We start from the raw sequence: 24,151 nt of genomic DNA, 5'->3' as shown, positions 1-24,151 counted from the left end.
TCCGGTGGACCGGCGCGGCACTGTACTGACCGCGCCCGGTCCCTCGGGAGGGCGGGTCGTCGCGCTCGATGCGCTGCGCGGCATTGCCGTGGCGGGCATCGCACTGATGAACGTCTATATCTATGCGCTGCCCCCGGCTGCCTATTTCAATCCGGCGGCGGCGGGCAGCGAGAGCGCGCTCGATGCGATTGACTGGGCGCTCAGCTTCCTGCTGGTGGAAGACAAGTTTCGCAGCCTGTTCGCCATGCTGTTCGGCGCAGGAGTCGCGATCCTGATCGAACGTGCGGGAAAGGACCGACGCGGTCACCCGCTGCGCGACCATGCGCTGCGCATGCTGGTGCTGTTCGCGATCGGCGGTGCTCACGCGATCCTGCTCGCGAATAACGACGTGCTGCGGCTCTACGCAATGGCGGGCCTGTTCGTGCCGCTGTTCTTGCGGCTGGATGCGCGCAGATTGCTGGTCGCGGGCGGCATCCTGATGGTGCTGCACGTGATCGGCGGCACGCTGATTGCGTACCAGTGGCTAACTGCAGAGCCGGGCACCCAGCAGGCGCTGCTGCCCGACTGGGCCTTCGGCGCAAACCCGGATGCGCTCCGCTACGGGCAGATGATCGGTACCGAGAGTTTTGCCGAGCGGTTTGCACGCCGCATCGCCGGGTTCGGCCCGGCGCTGGAGACCCAGGTGCCCGGCGTCCCTTCCGCGCTGGGCACAATGTTGGTGGGAGCAGGCCTGTGGCGCAGCGGCCTCCTGCAGGGTAGCTGGCCGCGCGCACGCTGCCTTGCTCTGGCGCGAAAACTCGCGCTGATCGCCCTGCCGCCGCTGGTGCTGCTGATGCTGGTGGATATGTGGACGGGCTTTACCGGCGCGGTGGTCGGTCCGGTCTCGCTCTTCTGGTCGCTGCCCTTCGATCTGCTGCTGGCGATCGCCTATGCCGCGCTGGTGATGGCTCTGTTCGCCGGTCGGGAGAGCGCGCTGCGCCGCGTTCTCGCCGCGACCGGGCGCCTGTCGCTCACCAACTACCTTCTTACCAGCGTGGTGTTCGCGCTGCTGTTCAATTCCTGGGGGCTGGGCCTCTACGGGACAGTGTCGCGCGGCGGAGCCTTTGCGCTCGCTTTCGTGCCGATCGTGCTGATGCTGATCTGGTCGCCGCTCTGGCTGGCGCGTTTCCGACAAGGCCCGTTCGAGTGGCTGTGGCGCGGCATCGCGCGCGGGCGCTTCGGCCCGATCAGGCGCTAGTCGTCCTGCCCTAGCCTGGGCGAAGGCTCGCCCAGTGCCAGCTCGGCGTCGGAGAATTTGAACGGGCTGCGCAGGCCGGTCAGCCCCTCGGCCATCGGGAAGGTCATCCCGCGCGCCTGCACCTGCGGCTCTTCGAACACTTCGGAAACCTCGTAGATCGGCCCTGCGGGGACACCCGCCTCGCGACAATGGCGCAGCAGCGCTTCACGATCCCACTGCGCGGTCTCCGCGGCGATGATCCCGTCGATCTCGGCGCGGTTGGCGATCCGCGCCTCGTTGGTGGCGAAGCGTTCGTCACCCAGCAGATCGTGCCGCTCGAACACTTCGAGCAGCCTGCGGAACAGCCGGTCGTTTGCAGGCGCGAGCACGATTGGGCCGTCCTTGGTCGGGAACACGCCATAGGCGCTGACCTGCGCGTGCATGTTGCCCATGCGTGGCGGGTTCTCACCGGTGGCGAAGAAGCTTTGCGCCTGATGGGCGAGCAGCGCGACCGAGCAATCGTAGAGCGCCATGTCGATATGCTGGCCCCTCCCCTCCATCGGCCCCGTCCGCGCCCGCATCGCCAGCGCGGCCTGGATCGCGATGGTCGAATAGAGCCCGCAGAACAGGTCCGAAATCGACATGCCGTGCTTCATCGGCTCGCCCTCGGGCTCGCCCGTCAGCGCCATGAACCCGCTCATCGCCTGGATCACGAAGTCGTAGCCCGGCTCATCGCGGCGCGGGCCATCCTGCCCGAAGCCGCTGATGGAGCAGTAGACAAGAGCGGGATTGGAGGCGGACAGGCTGGCGTAGTCGAGGCCGAACTTGGTCAGCTTGCCGGGCAGAAAATTCTCCAGCACCACGTCGGCTTCGGCTGCGAGAGTGGTCACCCGGGCGAGATCGTCCGCATTGCGAAAATCCGCGGTAATCCCACGCTTCCCCCGATTGCAGCCGTTGTAATAGGCCGCCTCGCGCGCGCCGTCCTCGCGCTCCACGAAAGGTGGGCCCCACAGCCGCGTCCCGTCGCCCTCGGGCGCTTCAACCTTGATCACGTCCGCGCCAAGATCAGCCAGGGTCTGCCCGGCGAAGGGGCCTGCGAGGATGCGCGCGAGTTCGAGCACCTTGAGGCCGGCGAGCGGCGCATTCGGATTGCGGGGTTTATCGAGCCACATGGCCGCTTCGCTGGGCCAGCGCGGTGGCGAGGTCAAGCCGGGCGGATCACATCGCTTGGTCGAGGAAGGTCACGCTGCGGTCGAGCACCGGGGCTTTGCTGCGAAACGGCTTGGATAGCGCCACGACCACATCCTCGTGGCTCAGGTCCTCGTAGTTCTCCGTGCGCACCGGCGCGCCGAGGTCGCGCAGCTTCGCCGCGAGGTTCTCCGTGTTGTAGGGGCGAACCACGGTGTCCTTGCTTGACGTGATCAGCAGCAGCGGCGGTGCATCGGCGCGCGCCCATTCGATGGGCTGCGTGTCGCGCGGGCTCGGCCAGTGCGACATCGCGTCGATCGAGCGCTTCTTGTCGAAGGGGTAGAAGTCGTAAGGGCCGGACAGGCCGATCGCGGCCTTCACGGTATCGGGCGCCACACCGGCAGCTTTCAGCCAGCGCGGGTCCAGCGCCAGCGTGACTGCGGTGTGCGCGCCCGCCGAATGGCCCGCGAGTGCGATCCGGCCGGGATCGCCGCCGAAGCGGGCGATATTGTCGCGAGTCCAGCGCACCGCCTCGGCCCCGTCCTCGACGAAGGCCGGGAAGCGCACCTGCGGCACCTTGCGATAATCGGGGATGACCACCACGAAGCCGCGGCTAGCGAGTGCGCGCCCGGCAAAGGCATAGGCATCGCGATCGCCCTTCACCCAGCCGCCGCCGTAGAAGAACACGATCACCGGGCGCGGTGTCTCGCTCGCCGCGTCGGGCACCCACACGTCGAGCGTCTGCTCATGATTGCCGAAGGGGATCGCCGTGCCCGCGCGATGCGTGCCGGTGCCCCCGCCAGAAATCCGATCGATGATCGAAAGCAGCTTCGGGGGCGAGGTCAGCGCGATGGCCACGCCCAGCGCCAGCACGGCCGACAGCGCCAGCCCCGCGATCCACCACTTCATCACGCGGTTTCTAGCGCGACCTCGTAGTTCGCCGTCGTGCTCTTCGCGATATCGTCTTCGGTCACGCCCGGTGCCAGCTCGATCAGGCGGAACGCGCTGTCGTGGTCGGGCCGCTGGAACACGCCGAGGTTGGTGATGATCATGTCGACCACATTGGTACCGGTCAGCGGCAGGCTGCATTCGGGGATGAACTTGGGGTCGCCGTGCTTGCTGGTGTGGTCCATCACCACGATGATCTTCTTGACCCCCGCGACCAGATCCATCGCGCCGCCCATGCCCTTGATCATCTTGCCGGGAATCATCCAGTTGGCGATGTCGCCGTTCTCGGCCACTTCCATCGCGCCCAGCACGGTCAGGTCGATATGCCCGCCGCGGATCATCGCAAAGCTGGTCGCGCTGTCGAAATAGGCGGAGTGATCCAGCTCGCTGATGGTCTGCTTGCCCGCGTTGATCAGGTCCGCGTCTTCCTCGCCTTCCAGCGGGAAGGGACCGATGCCGAGCATGCCGTTCTCGCTCTGCAGCGTCACGTGCATGCCTTCCGGGATGTGGTTGGCGACCAGCGTGGGGATGCCGATGCCCAGGTTGACGTAATAGCCATCCTGAAGCTCGCGCGCGGCGCGCGCAGCCATTTCGTCGCGGGTCCAGCCGGGGGTCTGCTCGGTCATGTCTCTAGCCTTGTGAAGGAGGTGTCTGGGCGGTGATGGGTGCGCTGATCGCAGCGGTGATCGGAGCCGGGCCGAGGAACCACGCCTCGCCGATCAGCGGATCGAGCGCGAAGGCATCGTCCGGGTTCTTGAGATATCCGAACAGCGAATCGAAATCGCGCTTCTGGTCGCCCAGGATCGCGACGATGCAATAATCGCCGCTGGCATCCTGGCGGCGCGAATCCTTGCTCTCGTTCTCGTAGCGCACGAGGTAGAGTTCGTCCTCGCCCCGCGGGTCGAGCCCGGTGCGCAGCAGCGCCTTGCGGACCGCGCCCGCGCGATCGGCGGTATGGCGCGAGAGCCACAGAACCGCGACTTCCTGCGCACGCAGCGCGGCGAGCACGCGGACCAGCCCGTTGGGGGCGGCGATATCGTCGGTCAGCGGGGCCTCGCCGTCACCGGGGTCCAGATCGACCAGAACCGCGGTCTGTGCGAAGGCGCAGGGCGCACGTTCGGGCTTCAGTTGGCCCGGCTCGGCGAGCAGCGCGGACAGGCGCGGCTCGGTCGCGTAAGGATCGCGCTGGGCGACTGCCGTGGCGGCGGCGAACAGGCCTTCGAAGCCGCCCGTCGCCGATTCGCCCGGCGCGCCGCTGGGTGGAGGCAGCGCGGTAAGGTTGGTCAGGGTCGCGCTGCTTGTCTCGGTTTGGCCGGGGCCTGCCCCTTCCGTCGGCGAGCCTGTGCCGGGGCGAGCGGCGCTGGACGGAGCGGGCAGTGCCGCCATCGCCACATTCTCGTCCTCGATCTCGCTTTTTGCGCTAGCGCTCTGCACACCGGGGCGATCATAGCCGCTGGGCTTGTCGTCGGTCATGCGCTTGCCCAGCAGCAGCCCCGCCGCGATCGGCGCAGCGGCGGCAACGCAGCCCGACAGGCCGGGTGCGATGGCAAACAGCAGGAGCGGGGCGAGCAGGCGTTTCATCGCAGTGAGGCGGTCAGGCCGCCTCGCGCACGGTGCGGAATTCGATCTTCTTGTCGTAGGGCGCGCCCACGATCATCCGCTGCACGAACACGCCGGGCAGGTGGATGCAATCGGGATCGAGCGAGCCGGTCGGCACGATTTCCTCAACCTCGACCACGCACACCTTGCCGCAGGTGGCGGCGGGCACGTTGAAATTGCGCGCGGTCTTGCGGAACACGACATTGCCCGTCTCGTCCGCCTTCCACGCTTTCACGATGGCGAGGTCGGCGAAGATCCCGTGTTCGAGAATGTAATCCTCCGGCCCTTCGCCACGGTCGAACTGCTTCACCTCCTTGCCTTCGGCCACCTGGGTGCCGACGCCGGTCTTGGTGTAGAAGCCCGGAATGCCTGCGCCGCCTGCGCGCATCCGCTCAGCCAGCGTGCCCTGAGGGCAGAACTCGACCTCGAGCTCGCCGGAGAGGAACTGGCGTTCGAACTCCTTGTTTTCGCCCACATAGCTGCTGATCATCTTCTTCACCTGCTTGGTGCGCAGCAGCTTGCCGATCCCTTCATTATCGATCCCGGCATTGTTGCTGGCGAAGGTGAGGTTCTTCACCCCGCTGTCGCGAATCGCGTCGAGCAGTCTTTCGGGGATGCCGCAAAGGCCGAAACCTCCGCTGGCGATCAGCATGTCGTCCTTGAGCACGCCGTCGAGTGCGGCGGCGGCATCGGGGTAGAGTTTCTGCATGGGACTCCGGCAGGTCTGGGGTGAGGCTTGGGGAGGGTTTAAGGCTTCGCGCGTGCCTTGTCATCCCGTGCGCAAAACGCAAAATGGTGCGGCGCAGCAGGGCGGAAACGGGCGTGAGAAGATGAAAATGACCTAAAATCAGTACCATAAGAGAATTGCAACTTTTGCAATGCCCGATGTCTTTTTCGCACTTGCGAAATATACTGCGTTGCGGCAGAACAATGGAGCCTTTCAGGCATCCTCTCCCAAACTTCATACCCGGCTGGTTCGCCAGCCGGGTTTTTTCTTGCCTGCAATCCGCCGCGGCCTGCCGAATCGCAGCGTCGTGCGGACCCAAGCGCGTGCTCGCCCATTCCATAAGCCGCAGCGCAACTTATGTAGGGTCGCCATACCCCCCGATATGGGCGACAACCGGGAGAAACCGCACACATGGCCGACAGCGAAACCGCCACCGAAGAAAGAATCGTCCGCCTTCAGGTGGCTGCGGCCCGCCAGGAAGAGAGCGGCCGCGGCGTTGCACGCCTGCCGCGCAGCGCGATGCAGACGCTCGGCGTGACCGAGGGCGACGTGGTTCAGCTGTCGGGCAAGCGCTCGACCGCCGCGATCGTGATCGCCGCGCATGACGAGGATCAGGCGCTTGCGGTCGTCCGCCTCGACGGTCTGCAGCGCGCCAATGCCGAGGTCGGATCGGGCGAGCACGTGAAGATCGAGGCCGCGCAATCGCGCCCCGCGACCCGCGTGGTGTTCGCGCCCGCAAGCCGCGAGATGCGGCTGCAAGGGCCGACCCAGGCGCTCAAGCGCAACTTCTTCCGCAAGCCGATCGTCAGCGGCGATCTGGTCGCCACCACCGGGCAGCAGCCGGTCCAGAACATGCCGCCCGAAGTGCAGCGCATGTTCAACGCGCCCGCCTATGCGCTCACCCAGATCCGCCTGCGCGTGATCAGCACCGCGCCCAAGGGCATCGTCCATATCGACGAGAATACCGAGATCGAGCTGCGGCCCGATTTCGAAGAGCCCAAGGCGGGCCGCTCCGTGGTCAACTACGACGATGTCGGCGGGATTTCGGAGACGATCCAGCAGCTGCGCGAAATGGTGGAGCTGCCGCTGCGCTATCCGGAGCTGTTCACCCGGCTGGGTGTCGATCCGCCCAAGGGCGTGCTGCTGCATGGCCCGCCCGGGACCGGCAAGACGCGGCTGGCGCAGGCCGTCGCCAATGAAAGCGATGCCGAGTTCTTCGCCATCAACGGGCCCGAGATCATGGGTTCGGGCTACGGCGAATCGGAAAAGCGCCTGCGCGAGGTGTTCGAGAACGCCAACCAGGCGGCCCCCGCGATCATCTTCATCGATGAGATCGACTCGATTGCTCCCAAGCGCGACAGCGTGCCGGGCGAGGCGGAAAAGCGCCTCGTCGCGCAGCTGCTCACGCTGATGGACGGGCTTGAGTCGCGGGCCAATATCGTGGTCATCGCGGCGACCAACCGTCCCGATGCGATCGACGAGGCGCTGCGCCGTCCGGGCCGGTTCGACCGCGAAATCGTGATCGGCGTGCCGGACGAGACCGGGCGGCGCGAAATCCTCGCCATTCACACCCGCGGGATGCCGCTGGGCGAGGGCGTCGACCTCAAGGAGCTGGCGCGCGTCACCCACGGCTTCGTCGGCGCGGATATCGCCGCGCTTGCGCGCGAGGCGGCGATCGACGCGGTCCGCCGGATCATGCCGCAGATCGACCTCGATGCGCAGACGATTCCTCCCGAAGTGCTCGAAGGCCTGCATGTCGGGCGCGACGATTTCCTGTCCGCGCTCAAGCGCGTCCAGCCTTCCGCGATGCGCGAGGTGATGGTCCAGGTGCCCGATGTCAGCTGGAGCGATCTGGGCGGGATCGACGACGCGATCGAGAAGCTGAAGGAAGGGATCGAGCTTCCGATCAAGAACCGCGAGGCGTTCCACCGCCTCGGCATCCGCGCGGCCAAGGGCTTCCTGCTCTATGGCCCGCCGGGCACCGGCAAGACCCAGCTGGCCAAGGCGGTCGCGAAGGAGGCCGATGCCAACTTCATCTCGATGAAGAGCTCCGACCTGCTGTCCAAATGGTACGGCGAGAGCGAGCAGCAGATCGCCAAGATGTTCCGCCGTGCGCGTGCGGTCTCCCCGTGTGTGATCTTCATCGACGAGATCGACTCTCTGGTCCCTGCGCGCGGGTCAGGCAGCATGGAACCGCAGGTGACCGGGCGAGTGGTGAACACGATCCTTGCCGAGATGGACGGGCTGGAAGAGCTTCAGTCTGTCGTGGTGATCGGGGCGACCAACCGCCCCACGCTGGTCGATCCTGCATTGCTGCGGCCCGGCCGGTTCGACGAGCTGGTCTACGTCGGCACGCCCGATGTGAAGGGGCGCGAGCAGATCCTCGGCATCCATACCGGCAACATGCCGCTGGCCGACGATGTCAGCCTGTCGAAGATCGCCGAGGACACCGAGCGTTTCACCGGGGCCGATCTGGAGGACGTGGTCCGCCGCGCCGGGCTGGTCGCGCTGCATCGTGCGGGCGCGGACGTGCAGGAGGTCACCATGGCCGACTTCACCGAGGCGCTGAAGGACAGCCGCGCGTCGGTCACCGCCAAGATGGAGGACGAATACAGGAAGATGCGCGGCGAGCTGAAGAAGCGCGCGGCGGAGCCCATGCCGATCGGCTTCATCACCGAAGGCATGGTGGAATCGACCCGCCAATCTAAGCACGGCGACTGATCGCCGGGGGAATACGCCCGGCGGCTAGAGAAAGTCAGCGAGGGTCAGGTCGATCCGGCGGGTGCCGCCCGTCTTCGGCCTGACCTCCAGCGGCAGGACCGTTCCGGCGGGCCCCTGCATGGCTGCGATCAGACCCTGGAAATCGGCCCCGACCAGCCGGTCTCCCGGCACGATCCCCGCGACCGCCGCAGGGCTGCCGGGGCCGACCACCGCCACCTTTACGTCCTTGCCGGCTCGATCGATCCACATGCCCGCCCGGTTATACTCCGGTGCGGGTGCGGGCAGGGTGTTGCGGCGCAGGAACAGCTCTTTCGTCGCCGGCCGGGTGGCGATATCGAACCGGCGCAGGATTGGCAGGCCGACCAGTCCGTGTTCGAAATACGTCCACGGGCTTTTGGGTGTGAGCGTTGCGATCAGCCCGGTCAGGACCGTGCCGCCAAATCCGACCTCGGGTAACCGCACAATGCGGGCTTTCCCGTCGGGCGATCCGGGTGTCCAGCGGGGCGAATCCCACAAGCCGCTTTTCTCCAGAGCCTCGCCGCTCAACCGCAATTCGGTCGGCGAGCCGGTGTCGAGGCCGATGGGGAAGGCTTGGCCCCCGATGGTGACCGGCGCGAACATCCAGCTGGAGCCATAGCGGTTGCCTTCCAGCACGAAGGCATCTTCGACCCGGGTCCAGCCGCTGCGGTCGGGCGCTCCGGAGGGATAGAGCCGCAATTGCGACGCACCGAAATCCAGTTCGCTGTCCATGGTGGTGACCACCCCGGCGGCGAGCGATCCGACTGCATCCTCAATGAAATTGACGTGGTCGGTCGCGGCGAAAAGCGCGCCGGCCTGGCGCACCACGCCGCCCAGCGAAAGCTCGTCCACCAGCACCATATCGTACACCCGGTGCGCGCCAATCAGGCCGAGCGGGCTCTTGCCCACTGTCTTGAGGCCCAGCCGATCCACCATCGCCTGCTCCATCAGGCCGACCGACCCTCCGGTATCGACGACCAGCGGCCACGGCCCCTGCCCGTTGAGCAGGCAGTCGATCAGCACGCGCTTGTCGGTCAGCCGGATGGGAATGGTGATGGTGTTCGATTGGGCCAGCAGCCGGGCTGGGGAGAGCGCAACCGCCCCCATCGCAGCGGTGGTGGCAAGGAAGCTGCGACGTGCGATCATGGGTGATCCCAACTGGCTGGTTTGTAAGGGCTTTCGCCAATTTAGGCCGAAGATGTGACGGGACAGTGAACGCGCGTCTAGCCGCCCCGTTCGTTCGCGGCCTCGACCTCCAGCCGGTGGCGGATCAGTGCGACCGGCTGGTTCTCGCGCAGCCATTGCAGCATGTATTCACGCACCGCGCAGCGCAGATCCCACACATCGCCGATCGTCGCCCCGGTCATCGACAGACGCAGCGCGATGCTTTCTGGGTAGGCGTCGGTCACCAGCGCGGCGGCATCGCGCTCGTCCCACTGCGGATGATCCTTCAGGAAATCGAGAAATGCCTGCCGGATCGGCGCGACATCCGCGATCGGATCGAGGTGCAGCATTACGACGCCGGTCAGCCGGTCGGCGGAGCGTGACCAGTTCTCGAAGCTCTCCTCGAAGAACTTGCCTGTCGGCACCACCAGCACGCGCTCGTCCCACACGCGGACCATGACGAAGGTCATGCGGATTTCCTCGACCCGGCCGGTCACCCCGTCGACCACCACCATGTCGCCGATCCGGATCGGTTCGGTCAGCGCCATCTGGATGCCGGCGATGAGGGATTTGAGCGCCGGCTGCGCGGCGGCACCGATCGCCAGCGCGGCGAGGCCGGCCGAGGCCATCAGTGTGACGCCGACCTGCCGCACGCCGGGGATGTTCACCAGCACCAGCGCGATGGTGATGACGATGATCAGGCTCGACGCGGTGCGGCGGAAAATCTCGATCCGCGTCTTGCGGCTGCGCATGTGGATCGGGTCGAGCCGGCGTTCCATCCGCCGTTCGTGCGCGGTGGCCCAGCCGGTCACGAAGGCCAGCACCAGCCAGCCCAGGATCACCGGCGCGACGAAATCCGACAGCGCATCCCACGCCGGGCGGATCACGTCGGCCCGCTCCGCCGCCGCAGATATCGCGATGGTCACGGCCAGCCATAGCGCCGGTGCGCGGATCGCCTCGACCACCGGCTGGCCGTGGCGCGCCGGACCATGCGCGGTCGCCTTGCGGATGATGCCGAAGGCGAGCCGATGGGCCGCCACCGCGACGATCACGCACACGCCGAGGATGGCCGCAGCGATGGCGATGTCTTCGACCGGCACCGCCCAGCTGCGCAGGTCGGGCATGGCGATGGAGACAAGGATCGACATCGGTCAGGCCGCCGCTTTGCCGGGCTGCGCGGGAAACGCGATGCTGACCGTAACGCCGCGCGGGCCGAAGGTCCGCTCGATCTCGCCGCCCATCTGGCGTGCGGCCCCGATCATCAGCGTGCTGCCGAAGCCGCCCTGGCTCTGCGCGGGCTGTTCACCTTCCTGCTGGTCTGCCGTATCCCAGTCCTCCTGCCAGTCGAGATGGAGCAGGTTGCCCTTGCGCGTCCAGCGCACGGTCAGCTCGCCGGCATCACGCCAGCAGCCATATTTCACCGCATTGGTCGCCAGCTCGTGCAGCACCAGCCCCAGCGGGGTGACCTGCACCCGGTCGATTGCGACATCATCGCCTTCCAGCACCAGCCGCTTGTCCTGCGACACGTGCGGCTCGACGGTCGCCTCTACCAGCGCGCGCAGCGATGCGCCGCCCTGCCGGTTGAGCCGGTCGGCGGCGGTGCCGTGGCCCTGCGTGACCTCGTGCGCGGTCAGCAGCGCGTGGATCCGTGCGCTGATCCGGTCCTTGTAGGCAGTCACATCACTCGCTTCGCGCGCGCTCATCTGGATGATCGCGAGGACCATCGCGAACAGGTTCTTGACCCGGTGGTTGAGCTCCTGCGCCAGCAGGTTCGCCCGGTCGCGCGCAACCTCCAGCTCGCGCGCCTGCGCCGCCTCGGTCTCGGCTTGCGCGGTCCGTGCGACCAGCACCGCGCCGAGCACGATCGCGCTCACCAGCAGCAGCAGCAGCAGGCCCAGCAGCGGCAGGATGCGCGCTTCGGCGGCCTGAGCACGCGCGCTCTGTTCATCCAGCAGACGGTTCTCGATCTGCGCCAGCCGGTCGATCGCGGCGGTCAGGCGCTGCATCGCATCATAGCCCTCACCCTCAAGGATCTGGCGTCGCGCGTCGCGCAGCTGGCCGCGTTCGACCTGCCCGATGGTCTGGTCGAGCTCGGCGAACTTGTCGTTCAGGGCATCCTCGATCGCGACGAACTCGGCACGCTGTTCGTCGGTCATCCGGGTGTTGATCGACCGTGCGAGCCTCTCCATCGCCGTCTCGGCATCGCGCCGCGAGGTCCGGTAAGGCTTGAGATAGCGCGTATCGAGCGTGATGTAATAACCGCGCTGCGCGCTTTCGGCGGACAGGGCGGCGCGTTCGATCCGGTCGAGCATCAGCAGCACGTCGCCCAGCCGCTCGACCTGATTGCGCTCGGCACGCTCGGCCGCGCCCGTCGACAGCAGCAGCAGCACCGCGCCCAGGATCGCGCCCGCCATTGCGCCCAGCACCAGCCAGTTGAACCACCGGCGGATAAACACGCGAAAGAGCGCGACCCGGGATGATGAGGGGGACGACCCGGTCAATGCGCGTCGTCCCAGTTTTTCCCGGTGCCGATCTCGACCCCCAGCGGCACGCTGAGCTCGACCGCCGGGCCGGCGGCGTCGGCCATGACCGACCGGATGACCGGTTTGGCCTGCTCGACCAGTCCTTCGGGCATTTCGAACACCAGTTCGTCATGCACCTGCAGCAGCATCCGCACCCCGTCGGGCGCATCGGGCTTCAGGCCCGCTTCGGCGAGCGCGGGACCCATGCGGGCCATGGCGCGCTTGATGATGTCCGCACTGGTGCCCTGGATCGGCGCGTTGACCGCGGCACGCTCGCTCCCCTGCCGTTCCGCCTGGTTCTTGGAATTGATCCGCGGGAACCACGTTTTGCGGCCGAACAGGGTTTGCGAATAGCCGCACTCGCGCACGGTCTCCATCGTGTTGACGATATAGCGCTGGATGCCGGGAAAGCGGGCGAAGTAGATGTCGATCAGGTCCTGCGCCTCGTCCGCCTCGATCCCCAGCCGCCCGGCGAGGCCCCAGCGCGAAATGCCGTAGAGGATCGCGAAGTTGATCGTCTTGGCGCGCGCCCGGGTATCGCGGTCGACGCTGCCGAACATCTCCTGCGCGGTGCGCGCGTGGATATCCTCGCCCGCGGCAAAGGCTTCACGCAAGGGGGCCACATCGGCCATGTGCGCGGCCAGCCGCAGTTCGATCTGCGAATAGTCGGCGGCGAGCAGCACGTTGCCCTCGTCGGCGACGAAGGCCTGCCGGATCTCGCGGCCGATCTCGGTGCGGATCGGAATGTTTTGCAGGTTGGGATCGGTGCTCGACAGGCGGCCGGTCTGCGCGCCGACTAGGCTGTAGCTGGTGTGCACGCGGTTGGTTTTCGGGTTGATCGCCTGCTGCAACGCGTCGGTATAGGTCGACTTGAGTTTGGCGAGCTGGCGCCATTCGAGAACTTTCGTGGCGATCGGCGCGCCGGTCGCGTCCAGCTTCTCCAGAACGGACTGGTCGGTCGAGTATTGCCCGCTCTTGCCCTTCTTGCCGCCCTTGTACCCCATCTTATCGAACAGGATGTCGCCCAGCTGCTTGGGGCTGCCGACGGTGAATTCCTGCCCGGCGATTTCATGGATCTCGCCTTCGAGACGGGCGGTTTCCCGCGCAAACCGCTCCGACAGAGCGGCGAGCTGCTGGCGGTCGACCTTGATCCCGTGCCGCTCCATCCCGGCGACCACCGGGATCAGCGGGCGATCGACCCGCTCGTAGATGCGTGTGCCGCCCTCGACCGCCAGCCGCGGTTTGAGGTGCGTGTAGAGCCGCGAGGTGACGTCGGCATCTTCCGCCGCGTATTCGGTCGCGCGATCGATCGGCACTTCGCCGAAGGGGATCGCCTTCTTGCCGGTGCCGCAGATTTCCTTGAAGGTCAGGCAGGTATGGCCGAGATGGCGCTGCGCCAGCTCGTCCATCCCGTGGCCGCCGCCGATGCCGTCCTGCGAGCGCCCTGCATCCAGCGCGAAGCTGACGATCATCGTGTCTTCGATCGGCGCCACCGCGATGCCATGCCGAGCGAGCACGTTGAGATCGTACTTGATGTTCTGCCCGACCTTGACGACCGCATCGCTTTCGAGCAGCGGCTTGAGCTTCGCGAGCGCCACTTCGGTCTCGATCTGCTGCGGCTTCTCGGCGAACATGTCGTCCCCGCCGCCGCCTTCGTTGAAATGGCCCAGCGGGATGTAGCAGGCCTGGTTGGGCCCGATGGCGAGGCTGACGCCGACCAGATCCGCCTGCATCGCGTCGAGCGCGCTGGTTTCGGTATCGACCGCCACCAGCCGCGCGGCGAAGGCCTTCTCGATCCATTCGTCGAGCTGCTCTACACTCTGCACGCACTCGTAGGCGCTGCGGTCGATCGCGGGCATCTCGGACAGCGGCTGGCTGTTGCCCTGCGGCGCATGCGCCTCGCCCGGGTTCTGCGGCTTGGCGGGGTGCAGCTGGGTCTTCGGGCCGGGGCCGCCATTTCCGCCCTCCAGCCGCCTCAGCAGGCTGCCGAAGCCGTGTTGGGTGAGGAAGGCGGCGAGCGGTTCGGGCGGGATCTTGCCCAGCTTCATATCGTCGATCGCGATCGGCAGCTCGCAATCTTCCTTCAGCGTGACCAGAATGCGGCTGAGTTCGGCATCGGCCCGATGTTCGAGCAGGCGTTCCTTGAGCTTGCTCTTCTTCATCTCGGGAGCCGCGTCGAGCGCGGCGGTGAGCGATCCGTGATCCTGGATCAGCTTGGTCGCGGTCTTGGGGCCGACTCCGAAAATGCCGGGGATGTTGTCGACCGAATCGCCCATCAGCGCGAGGACGTCGCCCACCAGTTCGGGCGCGACGCCGAACTTCTCTTCGACCTCGGCGGGGCCGATCCGCGCGCTCTTCATCGTATCGAGCATATCGATCGTGCCGCCCTGCTCGCTGGTGCCGACCAGCTGCATCAGGTCCTTGTCGGACGAGACGATGGTGACGTCCCAGCCCTGCGCTGCCGCGGCGCGGGCGTAGGAGGCGATCATGTCGTCCGCCTCGACGCCGGGTTCCTCGATCATCGGCAGGCTGAACGCGCGGGTGGCGTCGCGGATCAGAGGAAATTGCGGGACGAGGTCTTCCGGCGGATCGGGCCGGTTGGCCTTGTACTGGTCGTAAATCTCGTTGCGGAAGCTCTGGCTCGACTTGTCGAGCACCACCGCCAGGTGCGTTGGCCCCTCGGCCTTGTCGAGATCCTCGGCCAGCTTCCACAGCATGGTGGTGTAGCCATAGACCGCGCCCACCGGTGTCCCCTCCGGATTGGTCAGCGGGGGCAGGCGGTGATACGCGCGGAAGATATACGCCGAACCGTCGACGAGATAGAGGTGCTGCTTGTCGGCCATGCCTCCCTGCTAGCAGTGTGGCGAGAGGGCGTCAGCAGCTTACGCACGGCAAATTATTCCCAGAAAAATGGCCGGAAAAAGGCGCTTGTCACAGTTTGTGGCGAAATTGGGCTTGCCCCGCCACATTCTTGCCACTATCTACGAATCAGAAGCCGCCGGAACCCGGAGGTTTCATCCTCTCCGCGCTCAGACCGCGGCAGGATCCATCTGGAAAAGGATTACAGATTATGCGCAAGATCGTTCTCGCTTCGGCCATCGCCGTTTCCGCTCTCGGCCTCGCCGCTTGCTCGGAAAGCACTGAAGACGCCGCTGGCGACACCGTCGAAAACGCCGCTGCCGACACCGAAGCCAATGTCGACGCCATGGGCGAAGGCATCGAAGACGCCGCCAACGACACCGGCGAAGCCATCGACAACGCGACCGACGCTGCTGAAAACGAAGCGACCGAAGCGGAAGCCGACATCCAGGGCGAAACCGAAACCGAAGCCGCTGCCGACTAAGGCCAGCGTTTCAGCGAAAAAAGAAGGGCGGCGCCTCTCGGTGCCGCCCTTTTTTTGTCCGAAGAAAATGAAACTTACTGGCCGCCGGCGCCGTAATTGGCGGTGGCCCAGACCCGGCCGTCGGTCGGCTCGCGCTGCTGCCCGAAGCCATTGTACAGCGCGCTGGTGATCGAGGCGATCCGTTCGTCCCGCAGGCGGCGCGCGTTAAGCTTCTCCGCACGGCTGCCGTTTTCGACCGCCATCGAGGCGCTCTGCCCGGTGACGTAGATCGCGGCTGCGATCGGGCGGCCGTCGGGCGTGTAGAAAATGCCGATATCGCTGGCGGTCCGGCTCAGCGTGCCGGTCTTATGCGCCAGATTGGCGCTCATCGGCAGGGCCGAGGTCATCCGCCGCTTGCCGGTTACCGTGTCGCCCATTGCGTTCATCAGCACCTGCCGGGACGAGGGGCTGAGCCACCGGCCCTGATAGATCCCGGCGAGCAGCTGGCCCATCGCGCGCGGGGTCGCGCTGTCGCGCAGATCGATCTCGGTCGCGGGGTCGGTCCGCCCATCCTCGCGCACCAGCGCGGCGATGTTGCGGGTCAGCTGGAAATCGAGAATTCCCGCGCTGCGCATCCACGCATTGACCGCTTGCGGGCCGCCCACGGCGTTCAGCAGCGCGTCGGTGCAATCATTGCAGCTGCGGGTAATCATCAGATTGAGGTGCTCGCGCGCGGAAATATAGGTTCCGCGACCGGGCAGTTCGAACTCGCTCGACAGGCTCCAGCGGCCCTGGTCGACCCCAGCGAGGAAGGTCGCCGCGATCGCAACCTTGCTGGTGCTGGCCATCGGGAAACGCTGATCGGCAAGCACGCCGACCTCTGCGCCGGTGGTCAGATCGACTGCGTAGACGCCGATCCGGCCCTGAGAGCCGTCGGCAAGGGCGGCAACCTGGCGTTCGAACGAGGAATCGTAGACTGCTTCGAAAGTTTTGGGGGCCCGAAGCTCGGTGCCCAGCATGCTGTCGAATTGCGATTCGAGCGAAACCTGCGCGTCGAGCGAGGCACTTTGTGCGTCCTGCGCGGCAGCTGGTGCCTGCGCCAGTGCGCCCGCTGCCAGTGCCAGTGCAAATGTCGACCCAAGTTTCCTAAGCATGCTCTGCCCCATAGCCCGTGACTCGTGTGCAGAGCATTAATGCGCGCACTTAACGGGCGCTCAAGCCCAAAGTGCCACTTGCGCAGGATTGGCACGGTCGATCATGCCAATCCTGCGGTAAAGCGTGAAACCAATCGCGTTCGATCAGCTTTCGGCGATCACTTTCGCGATCTTTTCAAGCGGTTCGCCGGTTACGGTCTTGTCGATCTCGCCGACCAGAATGCGTTCCAGTTCCGAATGATAGTGGCGGCGCATCTCGCCGAGAGTTTTGGGATCGGCCATCACCATCAGCTCTTTCAGGTCGCCCGAGACGGCCTTTGCGTTGAGCCATTCGCTGACCGCCGCGCCATGGGCCAGCTCGTTCAGATCGGTCGCGCCGCTGCGCTGGCTGGCATCGTCCTGGTGGCGCACGCCCGCGCTGAAATTGCTCGGATCGAGTTCGGGCTGGTCGACCTTCTCCAATGTCGGCTCGAACGGCTTGCCGGTGTTCCGGAGGAGCATGAAGCGGTTGCCGTCGACGACGGCGACATGGGCGTTGTGGGGTAGTTTCATAGTGGCAATTCTCTCCTTTCCATCCACCAACACGCCAGCGCGCGGATCGTTGCGGGTAAATGGCATGAGATCCGCCTTTTCATGAAGGGCAAAAGCGGTAAGTTCGCGCTCGAACAGGGGAGATACCAGCATGACCATCCGCACCATGGCGACCGCCGCCAGCCTTATTGCTCTGGCCACGACGATGGCGGTTCCGCTCGCGGCGCAGGATGCGCCGATTATCCAGCCGGGCGCGCCGGGACAGGAGAACAGGTCGCTCAAGGCAGAGGACGCGAGCAAGCTTGCCGGGACGAACTTCGCCCCCGCCGATGCGCGCTTCATGCAGATGATGATCCCGCACCACCAGCAGGCGACCGAAATGACCCAGCTGGTCGATGGGCGCACCAGCAACCCGGACATCGTCAAGATCGCGGGCCGGATCGACGCTGGGCAGGGCGACGAGATCGCCTTCATGCGTGACTGGCTGTCCTCGCGCGGGCTGCCTGCAACGATGCAACACACCGCCGCCAATATGGACGGGATGACCCATGCCGAGCATATGGCCGCGATGGGCATGGCCACGCCGGACCAGATGAAGCGCCTTGCCTCGCTGCAAGGCACTGCATTCGACGCGCTGTTCCTCGAACTGATGATCCGCCACCATCAGGGCGCGATCCGCATGGTCGACGATCTGCTCAACCAGCCGGGCACCGCCTACGACCCGGTGATGTTCGAATTCGTCAACGACATCAAAGTCGAACAGCAGGGCGAGATCGACCGGATGAATGCGGTCGGCGCCAAACTCTCCACCGATCCGCGCGCGGGTCTCGCCCCGGGGTTCCGCGATGCGGGCGAGGCGATTTCCAACCTGCGTATCGTTACCGCAATGCCCAAGCCGACCGGGTTCTTCGATCCTGCCAACCCCGCGCAGCTGCAACCGCGGATCGAGGACGACGAGGAAGAGGCAGAGCTGGTCGATGCGACCAAGGCCGATCCGCGCGATGAGGACGAGGAGAGCGAAGACCGCTTCGGCCAGCGCGGATCGCTGCTCAGCTTCGCCAATACCGACATGGCGTTCTCGGGCGATCTGCTGGTCGCGGGCAGCTATCACGGGTGGAATGCCTACCGGCTGGGCGAGGACGGGGTGCCGAACCTCGTCACCTCGGTGGTGTGCCCGGGCGGGCAGGGCGATGTCAGCATCGTCGGCGATATTCTTATCATGAGCGTGCAGGACAGCCGCGCGCGCAAGGATTGCGGGCTGCAGGGGGTCGAGGGCCGGGTGAGCGAGGATCGCTTCCGCGGCCTGCGCATCTTCGACATCTCCGACATCACAAATCCGCGTCAGGTGGGGCTGGTGCAGACCTGCCGGGGCAGCCACACGCACTCCGTCGTCGCGGCGGATGATCGCCGGATCGTGGTCTACAACTCGGGCACCAGCTATGTCCGGGACGACGCGGAGCTGGCGGGCTGCTTCGACACGGCGGGTGACGAAACCGCGCTGTTCAGCATCGACGTGATCGAGATCCCGCTGGCCGACCCGGCGAAATCGCGGATCGTCGATTCCCCGCGCGTCTTCGCCAAGGACGGCCAGATCGCCGGCCTGTGGCGCGGCGGCGACCACGGGATGACCGAGGCGGGCGAGCCGACGCAGGACACTTACGTTACGAACCAGTGCCACGACATCACCGTGTTCCCGGCCAAGAACATCGCCGCGGGCGCATGCTCGGGCAATGGCATCATCCTCGACATCTCCGACCCGCTCAAGCCGGTGCGGATCGACGATGTGACGGACAAGGGCTTTGCCTACTGGCACTCGGCCACCTTCAACAACGACGGCACCAAGGTGCTGTTCACCGATGAATGGGGCGGCGGCGGGCGACCGCGCTGCCAGGCGGGCGATCCGCGCAACTGGGGCGCCGACGCGATCTATTCGCTCAAGGACGGCAAGCTGAGCTTCGACAGCCTCTACAAACTGCCCGCCCCGCAGAGCGACAAGGAAAACTGCGTCGCGCACAACGGCTCGATCATCCCGGTGCCGGGCCGCGATATCTTCGTGCAGGCGTGGTATCAGGGCGGGATCAGCGTGATCGACTTCACCGATGCGCAGAACCCGGTCGAGATCGCGTATTTCGATCGCGGCCCGGTGGATGCGGAGCAGCTGATCACCGGCGGCTACTGGAGTGCCTACTGGTACAACGGCCGCATCTACGCGACCGAGATCGCCCGCGGGCTCGACGTTTTCGCGCTCGAGCCGAGCGAATTCCTGACCGCGGAGGAAATCGCGGCAGCCGAGGCGGCGCAGTACCCGGGCGATGTGTTCAACCCACAGACGCAGACGCAGGTGACCTGGCCAGAGGACGTGCTCGCGGCAGCGGAGGCGAGCCGCAAGGGCGGGTAGCCGCCGGGCATTCCCACCGCGCGCAAGCCGCCACGAAAAAGCCCCGCCGGATCGCTCCGACGGGGCCTTTTCTTTGCCGTAACGGCAGGCGTGGTTGGGGGGGGCTTAGAAGCCCATGCCGCCCATGCCGCCCATGTCGGGCATGCCGCCGCCGGCGTTCTTGTCTTCCGGAACTTCCGAAATAGCCGCTTCGGTGGTGATCAGCAGACCGGCAACCGAGGCTGCGCCCTGCAGCGCGGTGCGAACGACCTTGGTCGGGTCGATCACGCCGGCCTTGACCAGGTTCTCGTAGGTGTCGGTCCCGGCGTTGAAGCCCTGCGTTTCGTCGCCTTCACGCAGCAGGTTGCCCGAAACCACCGCACCGTCGTGACCGGCATTGGTCGCGATCTGGCGGATCGGGGCGAGGATCGCCTTGCGCACGATCGCGATGCCGCGGGTCTGGTCTTCGTTGTCGCCCTTGAGGCCTTCGAGAGCCTTGGACGCGTAGAGCAGCGCGGTACCGCCGCCCGGGACGATGCCTTCTTCAACCGCGGCGCGGGTGGCATGCAGCGCGTCGTCGACGCGGTCCTTACGCTCCTTCACCTCGACTTCGGTTGCACCGCCGACCTTGATCACGGCAACACCGCCCGCCAGCTTGGCGAGACGTTCCTGCAGCTTTTCCTTGTCGTAATCGCTGCTGGTGTTGTCGATCTGGGTGCGGATTTCGTTGACGCGCGCTTCGATGTCGGCCTGTTCGCCCGCACCGTCGACGATCGTCGTGTTGTCCTTGTCGATGGTGACGCGCTTGGCCTGGCCGAGCATGTTCAGCGTGACGTTCTCGAGCTTGATGCCGAGATCTTCGCTGACCATTTCACCCTTGGTCAGGATCGCGATGTCCTGCAGCATCGCCTTGCGACGATCGCCGAAGCCCGGAGCCTTGACCGCAGCAACCTTCAGGCCGCCGCGCAGCTTGTTGACCACGAGGGTGGCCAGCGCTTCGCCTTCGATGTCTTCCGCGATGATGAGGAGCGGACGGCCCGACTGGACGGCTGCTTCGAGGATCGGCAGCATCGCCTGCAGGTTCGACAGCTTCTTTTCGAAGATCAGGATGTAGGGATCATCCAGTTCGACGGTCATCTTGTCGGGGTTGGTGATGAAGTAGGGCGAGAGGTAGCCGCGATCGAACTGCATGCCTTCGACGGTCTCGAGCTCGAATTCGAGACCCTTCGATTCGTCGACGGTGATCACGCCTTCCTTGCCGACCTTTTCCATCGCTTCGGCGATCTTTTCGCCGACTTCCTTGTCGCCATTGGCGGAGATCACGCCGACCTGGGCGATTTCGCTGGAGCCGGAGACGTCCTTCGAACGGCCCTTAAGGTCTTCGACGACCTTGGTCACGGCGATGTCGATGCCGCGCTTCAGGTCCATCGGGTTCATGCCCGCTGCGACCGACTTCATGCCTTCGGTCACGATGGCCTGGGCCAGCACGGTGGCGGTGGTGGTGCCGTCACCGGCGGCGTCGTTCGCCTTCGATGCGACTTCCTTGATCATCTGCGCGCCCATGTTCTCGAACTTGTCCTTGAGTTCGATTTCCTTGGCGACGGTGACGCCGTCCTTGGTGATGCGGGGTGCGCCGAAGCTCTTGTCGATCACGACGTTGCGGCCCTTGGGGCCGAGCGTGACCTTGACTGCATTGGCGAGGGTGTCGACGCCGCGCAGGATGCCTTCGCGTGCTTCGCGGCCGAACTTTACGTCCTTGGCTGCCATTGTAATTGTCTCCTGAAATTAGGGTATTGGTAGGAAGCGTTGCGATCAGCGGATCAGGAAATGATCCCCATGATGTCGCTTTCCTTCATGATCAGCAGGTCTTCACCGTCGATCTTGACCTCGGTGCCGCCCCACTTGCCGAAGAGTACGCGATCGCCTTCCTTGACGTCGAGCGGGGTGACGGTGCCGTCGTCGGCCTTGGCGCCCGAACCGACCGCAACGATCATCCCTTCGCTCGGCTTTTCCTGAGCGCTGTCGGGGATGATGATGCCGCCGGCGGTCTTTTCCTCGGCTTCGATGCGACGGACCAGAACACGGTCGTGCAGCGGACGAAATGCCATGCTTGATACCTCTTGATAGGGTGAAAAACGGGTGTTGGCACTCCCATGGGGAGAGTGCCAGCGAGGGGCATATGTGCAGCCGCCAAAGGCGCGTCAAGCGGTCGCCCGGATAAAAAGTTGCCTGAGAGCGGCGGCCTGCGAACCGGGCCTCGCGGGACCGGCTGGGCCTCTCATGCGTAGCCCACATAAGTGCGGGCCACCGCATTTCGATCAGGACCCCAGGTAACAGGACAGGCATGGCTTCTCAAACACCGACCCCGCGCGCCGATACGCCCGGCGTGGACCTCAGCTTCGTGACCAGCATCATCGAGTGGCTGCAGGCGAATATCATGCAGATCATCGGCGCCTTCGCGGTGCTGGTGATCGGCCTGCTGATCGCCAGCGTGCTGTCGCGCTGGGCCGAACGCGCGCTGTCCAAATCCTCCAAGTTCGAACCGACCATCGCCAACTTCCTGTCCAACATGGTCAAGTATGCGCTGTGGGCGGTGGTGCTGGTCACCGTACTGAGCCAGTTCGGGGTCGAGACGACCAGCATCATCGCCGCGCTGGGCGGCATGGCGCTGGCGGTGGGCCTCGCTTTGCAGGGCACGCTCAGCAATGTCGCCTCGGGTGTGATGATCCTCGTGCAACGCCCCTTCGTGGTCGGCGAGGCGATCAGCGTCGACAAGTTCACCGCGACCGTCCAGCGGATCGGGCTGTTCACGACCGAGCTGAAACAGTTCGACGGATTGTTCGTGATGGTCCCCAATTCCGAACTTTGGAACCAGCCGATCGTCAATCTGCACCGCCATCCCACCCGCCGGATCGAGCTGATCGTCGGCATCGGCTACGACGACAGCATGCAGCAGGCGCGCGAGACGCTGCTCGGTCTGGCAGAGGCGGACGAGCGCGTGCTCAAGGACCCCGAACCGCAGGCCTTCGTCGCCTCGCTCGACGACAGCTCGGTCGGGATCGGCCTGCGCGTATGGTGCGCGACCGGCGATTACATGCAGCTGACCTGGGACCTGACCGAGGCAGCCAAGGCGACCTTCGACGACAAGGGCATCACCATTCCCTTCCCGCAGCGCGAAATCACGCAGAAGGCGGCCTGACCCTTTTCGCATCCGGCTGGACGCGCGTGAGGCCCAGCGCCTCGCGCCGCGCCCAGCGCCAGGTCAGCAGCACGGCGGCAAAAGCAAGACCGGTCGCCAGGCCCAGCCACACGCCGACGCCCGCCAGCGGGGTCCAGAAGCCGAGTACCACCGCGGTACCGAACCCCGGCACCCAGTAGGAAAAGACCGCGATCCACATCGGTACGCGCGTGTCCTGCAGGCCCCGTAGCGCTCCGCCCGCGACCGCCTGCACCCCGTCGACCAGTTGGAACGCGGCGGCGACCAGCAGGTAGCGGGTGGCGAAGGCGACCATCGCGACGTTCGCCGCCGCCCACGGGTCGATATAGATCGACAGCAGATAGTCGGGCACCAGCACCATCGCGCTGGAGGTCACGCTCATGAACAGCAGCGCGATGCCGATTCCGGCCCAGCCCGCGCGGGCCATCCCGTCGCTGTCGCGCGCGCCGTAGAAATAGCCCACCCGGATCGTGCTCGCCTGCCCGACACCGAAGGGCACCTGGAACGCGAGCGCGGCGATCTGCAGCGCGAGCGTGTGCGCGGCGAGCTGCGCCGCGCCGATATTGCCCATCAGGAAGGCCGCCGCGCTGAACACCCCGGCTTCCGCGCTGACCATCAGCGCGATCGGCGTGCCCTTGCGCGCGATCTGCCAGAACACCGGCCAGTCCGGCACCCACCAGCGCCCGAAGATATGGTAGCGGTGCAGCTTGGGATCGAGCCGGATCGCTATCACGTAGGCCAGCATGGTGAACAGCGAGGTGAACAGCGTCGCGACCGCCGCGCCGGGCAGGCCCAGGGCAGGAGCGCCCCAGTTGCCGAAGATGAAGGCATAATTGCCCGCCGCGTTCACCCCGATGCCGAGCGCGGTGATCGCCGTCGCGAAAATCGGCCGGTCGAGCGCCGAGACGAAGCTGCGCAGCACGTTGTTGACGATGAACGGAATCACCGACCAGACGAGGATCAGCATGTAGCTCTGCCCCAGTGCGGCGAGCGCGGGCTCCTGCCCGGTCAGCAGGGCAAACTGCTCGAACCCCAGGCACGCGATCATCCCCGCCGCGCCGCTCAGCACCGCGAGCCACAGCGCCATGCGGGTCGCACGGCGAACGGGCCGCAAGGCCGGTGCCCGCGCGCCCAGCTCCGCCGAAATCACCGCCGCGACCATCCCCGTCATCGAGCATAGCGCCCACACGATCAGCCCGAACACCGACACCGCCAGCGCGGAGGCGGCCAGCGGCTCTTCCCCCAGCCGCGCGATGAAGATCACGTCGATCGCATAGGTCAGCATTTGCAGCAGGTTGGCGAGCGCCAGCGGCCAGCTGAGCCGGAGCGTGGCGAATATCTCGGTGCGCCAGGGGGACGGATCCCGTGAGGGGTTGGGTTCGTAAGCCATAAAAAGCCGGCCCGGATATTGGTGCGCGTGCCGCTTGCCTAGGGGGAGCATGCGCTC

At 66.0% G+C, this 24,151-nt stretch carries 19 protein-coding genes; 5 read left to right on the top strand and 14 right to left on the bottom strand.

Features of this window, described 5'->3' with window-relative positions; all coding sequences use genetic code 11:
- Positions 1 to 4 precede the first annotated feature (4 nt).
- Positions 5 to 1,237 (top strand): DUF418 domain-containing protein, encoded by a 1,233-nt coding sequence (locus VO57_001315; GenBank protein ID XBL70006.1) that lies wholly within the window; start codon positions 5 to 7, stop codon positions 1,235 to 1,237.
- Here VO57_001315 and VO57_001310 read toward each other — a convergent pair.
- Genes VO57_001310 through VO57_001290 form a run of 5 tightly spaced genes read right to left on the bottom strand, consistent with a single transcriptional unit; the run spans position 1,234 to position 5,660 of the window.
- On the bottom strand, positions 1,234 to 2,388 hold the full coding sequence (locus VO57_001310; protein ID XBL70005.1) for a CoA transferase: 1,155 nt from the start codon (positions 2,386 to 2,388) through the stop codon (positions 1,234 to 1,236). The genes VO57_001315 and VO57_001310 overlap by 4 nt on opposite strands.
- Before the next feature lie 46 nt (positions 2,389 to 2,434).
- Entirely contained in the window at positions 2,435 to 3,313 is an 879-nt protein-coding gene (locus tag VO57_001305) for an alpha/beta hydrolase (GenBank protein ID XBL70004.1), read from the bottom strand.
- Positions 3,313 to 3,978, bottom strand: a complete 666-nt coding sequence (locus VO57_001300) for a CoA transferase subunit B (GenBank protein ID XBL70003.1) — start codon at positions 3,976 to 3,978, stop codon at positions 3,313 to 3,315. The genes VO57_001305 and VO57_001300 overlap by 1 nt, the downstream gene beginning before the upstream one ends.
- A 4-nt stretch (positions 3,979 to 3,982) precedes the next feature.
- A complete protein-coding gene (locus tag VO57_001295) occupies positions 3,983 to 4,933 on the bottom strand; it encodes a hypothetical protein (protein ID XBL70002.1) in 951 nt (316 codons plus the stop codon).
- 13 nt (positions 4,934 to 4,946) lie between these two features.
- Positions 4,947 to 5,660, bottom strand: a complete 714-nt coding sequence (locus VO57_001290; protein XBL70001.1) for a CoA transferase subunit A — start codon at positions 5,658 to 5,660, stop codon at positions 4,947 to 4,949.
- A gap of 429 nt (positions 5,661 to 6,089) precedes the next feature.
- On the opposite strand from VO57_001290, the gene VO57_001285 reads away from it, so the two are divergent.
- Positions 6,090 to 8,399, top strand: a complete 2,310-nt coding sequence (locus tag VO57_001285) for a CDC48 family AAA ATPase (GenBank protein XBL70000.1) — start codon at positions 6,090 to 6,092, stop codon at positions 8,397 to 8,399.
- Positions 8,400 to 8,423: 24 nt separating this feature from the next.
- Here VO57_001285 and VO57_001280 read toward each other — a convergent pair whose 3' ends face one another.
- The 4 genes from VO57_001280 to polA all read right to left on the bottom strand — a co-directional run bounded on the left by VO57_001280 (position 8,424) and on the right by polA (position 14,946).
- Positions 8,424 to 9,563 (bottom strand): aspartyl protease family protein, encoded by a 1,140-nt coding sequence (locus VO57_001280; GenBank protein ID XBL69999.1) that lies wholly within the window; start codon positions 9,561 to 9,563, stop codon positions 8,424 to 8,426.
- Positions 9,564 to 9,640: 77 nt separating this feature from the next.
- A complete protein-coding gene (locus VO57_001275; protein XBL69998.1) occupies positions 9,641 to 10,729 on the bottom strand; it encodes a mechanosensitive ion channel domain-containing protein in 1,089 nt (362 codons plus the stop codon).
- 3 nt (positions 10,730 to 10,732) lie between these two features.
- On the bottom strand, positions 10,733 to 12,037 hold the full coding sequence (locus tag VO57_001270) for a CHASE3 domain-containing protein (GenBank protein XBL69997.1): 1,305 nt from the start codon (positions 12,035 to 12,037) through the stop codon (positions 10,733 to 10,735).
- Between the two features lie 41 nt (positions 12,038 to 12,078).
- Entirely contained in the window at positions 12,079 to 14,946 is a 2,868-nt protein-coding gene (gene polA / locus VO57_001265; GenBank protein ID XBL69996.1) for a DNA polymerase I, read from the bottom strand.
- A gap of 227 nt (positions 14,947 to 15,173) precedes the next feature.
- Here polA and VO57_001260 point away from each other — a divergent pair, with 227 nt between their 5' ends.
- Entirely contained in the window at positions 15,174 to 15,446 is a 273-nt protein-coding gene (locus VO57_001260; GenBank protein ID XBL69995.1) for a hypothetical protein, read from the top strand.
- Between the two features lie 74 nt (positions 15,447 to 15,520).
- Here VO57_001260 and VO57_001255 read toward each other — a convergent pair whose 3' ends face one another.
- Together VO57_001255 and VO57_001250 are read right to left on the bottom strand one after the other, a co-directional pair.
- Positions 15,521 to 16,579: a serine hydrolase gene (locus VO57_001255; protein XBL69994.1), complete on the bottom strand. Its 1,059-nt coding sequence runs from the start codon at positions 16,577 to 16,579 to the stop codon at positions 15,521 to 15,523.
- A 144-nt stretch (positions 16,580 to 16,723) separates the two neighbouring features.
- Complete coding sequence (locus VO57_001250; GenBank protein XBL69993.1) at positions 16,724 to 17,269, bottom strand: host attachment protein; 546 nt, start codon at positions 17,267 to 17,269, stop codon at positions 16,724 to 16,726.
- On the opposite strand from VO57_001250, the gene VO57_001245 reads away from it, so the two are divergent.
- Positions 17,262 to 19,508: a DUF305 domain-containing protein gene (locus VO57_001245; protein ID XBL69992.1), complete on the top strand. Its 2,247-nt coding sequence runs from the start codon at positions 17,262 to 17,264 to the stop codon at positions 19,506 to 19,508. The two genes, VO57_001250 and VO57_001245, sit on opposite strands and share 8 nt — an antisense overlap.
- Positions 19,509 to 19,613: 105 nt before the next feature.
- On the opposite strand, the gene groL is transcribed toward VO57_001245, so the two are convergent.
- Complete coding sequence (gene groL / locus VO57_001240) at positions 19,614 to 21,254, bottom strand: chaperonin GroEL (protein ID XBL69991.1); 1,641 nt, start codon at positions 21,252 to 21,254, stop codon at positions 19,614 to 19,616.
- A 53-nt stretch (positions 21,255 to 21,307) separates the two neighbouring features.
- The gene (gene groES / locus VO57_001235; protein XBL69990.1) at positions 21,308 to 21,595 is read right to left on the bottom strand and encodes a co-chaperone GroES; all 288 of its coding nucleotides are present in this window, start codon (positions 21,593 to 21,595) and stop codon (positions 21,308 to 21,310) included.
- Positions 21,596 to 21,831: 236 nt separating this feature from the next.
- On the opposite strand from groES, the gene VO57_001230 reads away from it, so the two are divergent.
- Complete coding sequence (locus tag VO57_001230; GenBank protein XBL69989.1) at positions 21,832 to 22,686, top strand: mechanosensitive ion channel domain-containing protein; 855 nt, start codon at positions 21,832 to 21,834, stop codon at positions 22,684 to 22,686.
- Here the strand turns inward: VO57_001230 and VO57_001225 are convergent.
- A complete protein-coding gene (locus VO57_001225) occupies positions 22,667 to 24,094 on the bottom strand; it encodes an MATE family efflux transporter (protein ID XBL69988.1) in 1,428 nt (475 codons plus the stop codon). The genes VO57_001230 and VO57_001225 overlap by 20 nt on opposite strands.
- Positions 24,095 to 24,151 lie beyond the last annotated feature (57 nt).

The organism is Citromicrobium bathyomarinum, assembly GCA_001306305.2.
GTDB lineage: Bacteria > Pseudomonadota > Alphaproteobacteria > Sphingomonadales > Sphingomonadaceae > Alteriqipengyuania > Alteriqipengyuania bathyomarina.
Note: the sequence above shows the minus strand (reverse complement) of the source record. Positions and strands in the feature narration are given on the sequence as shown.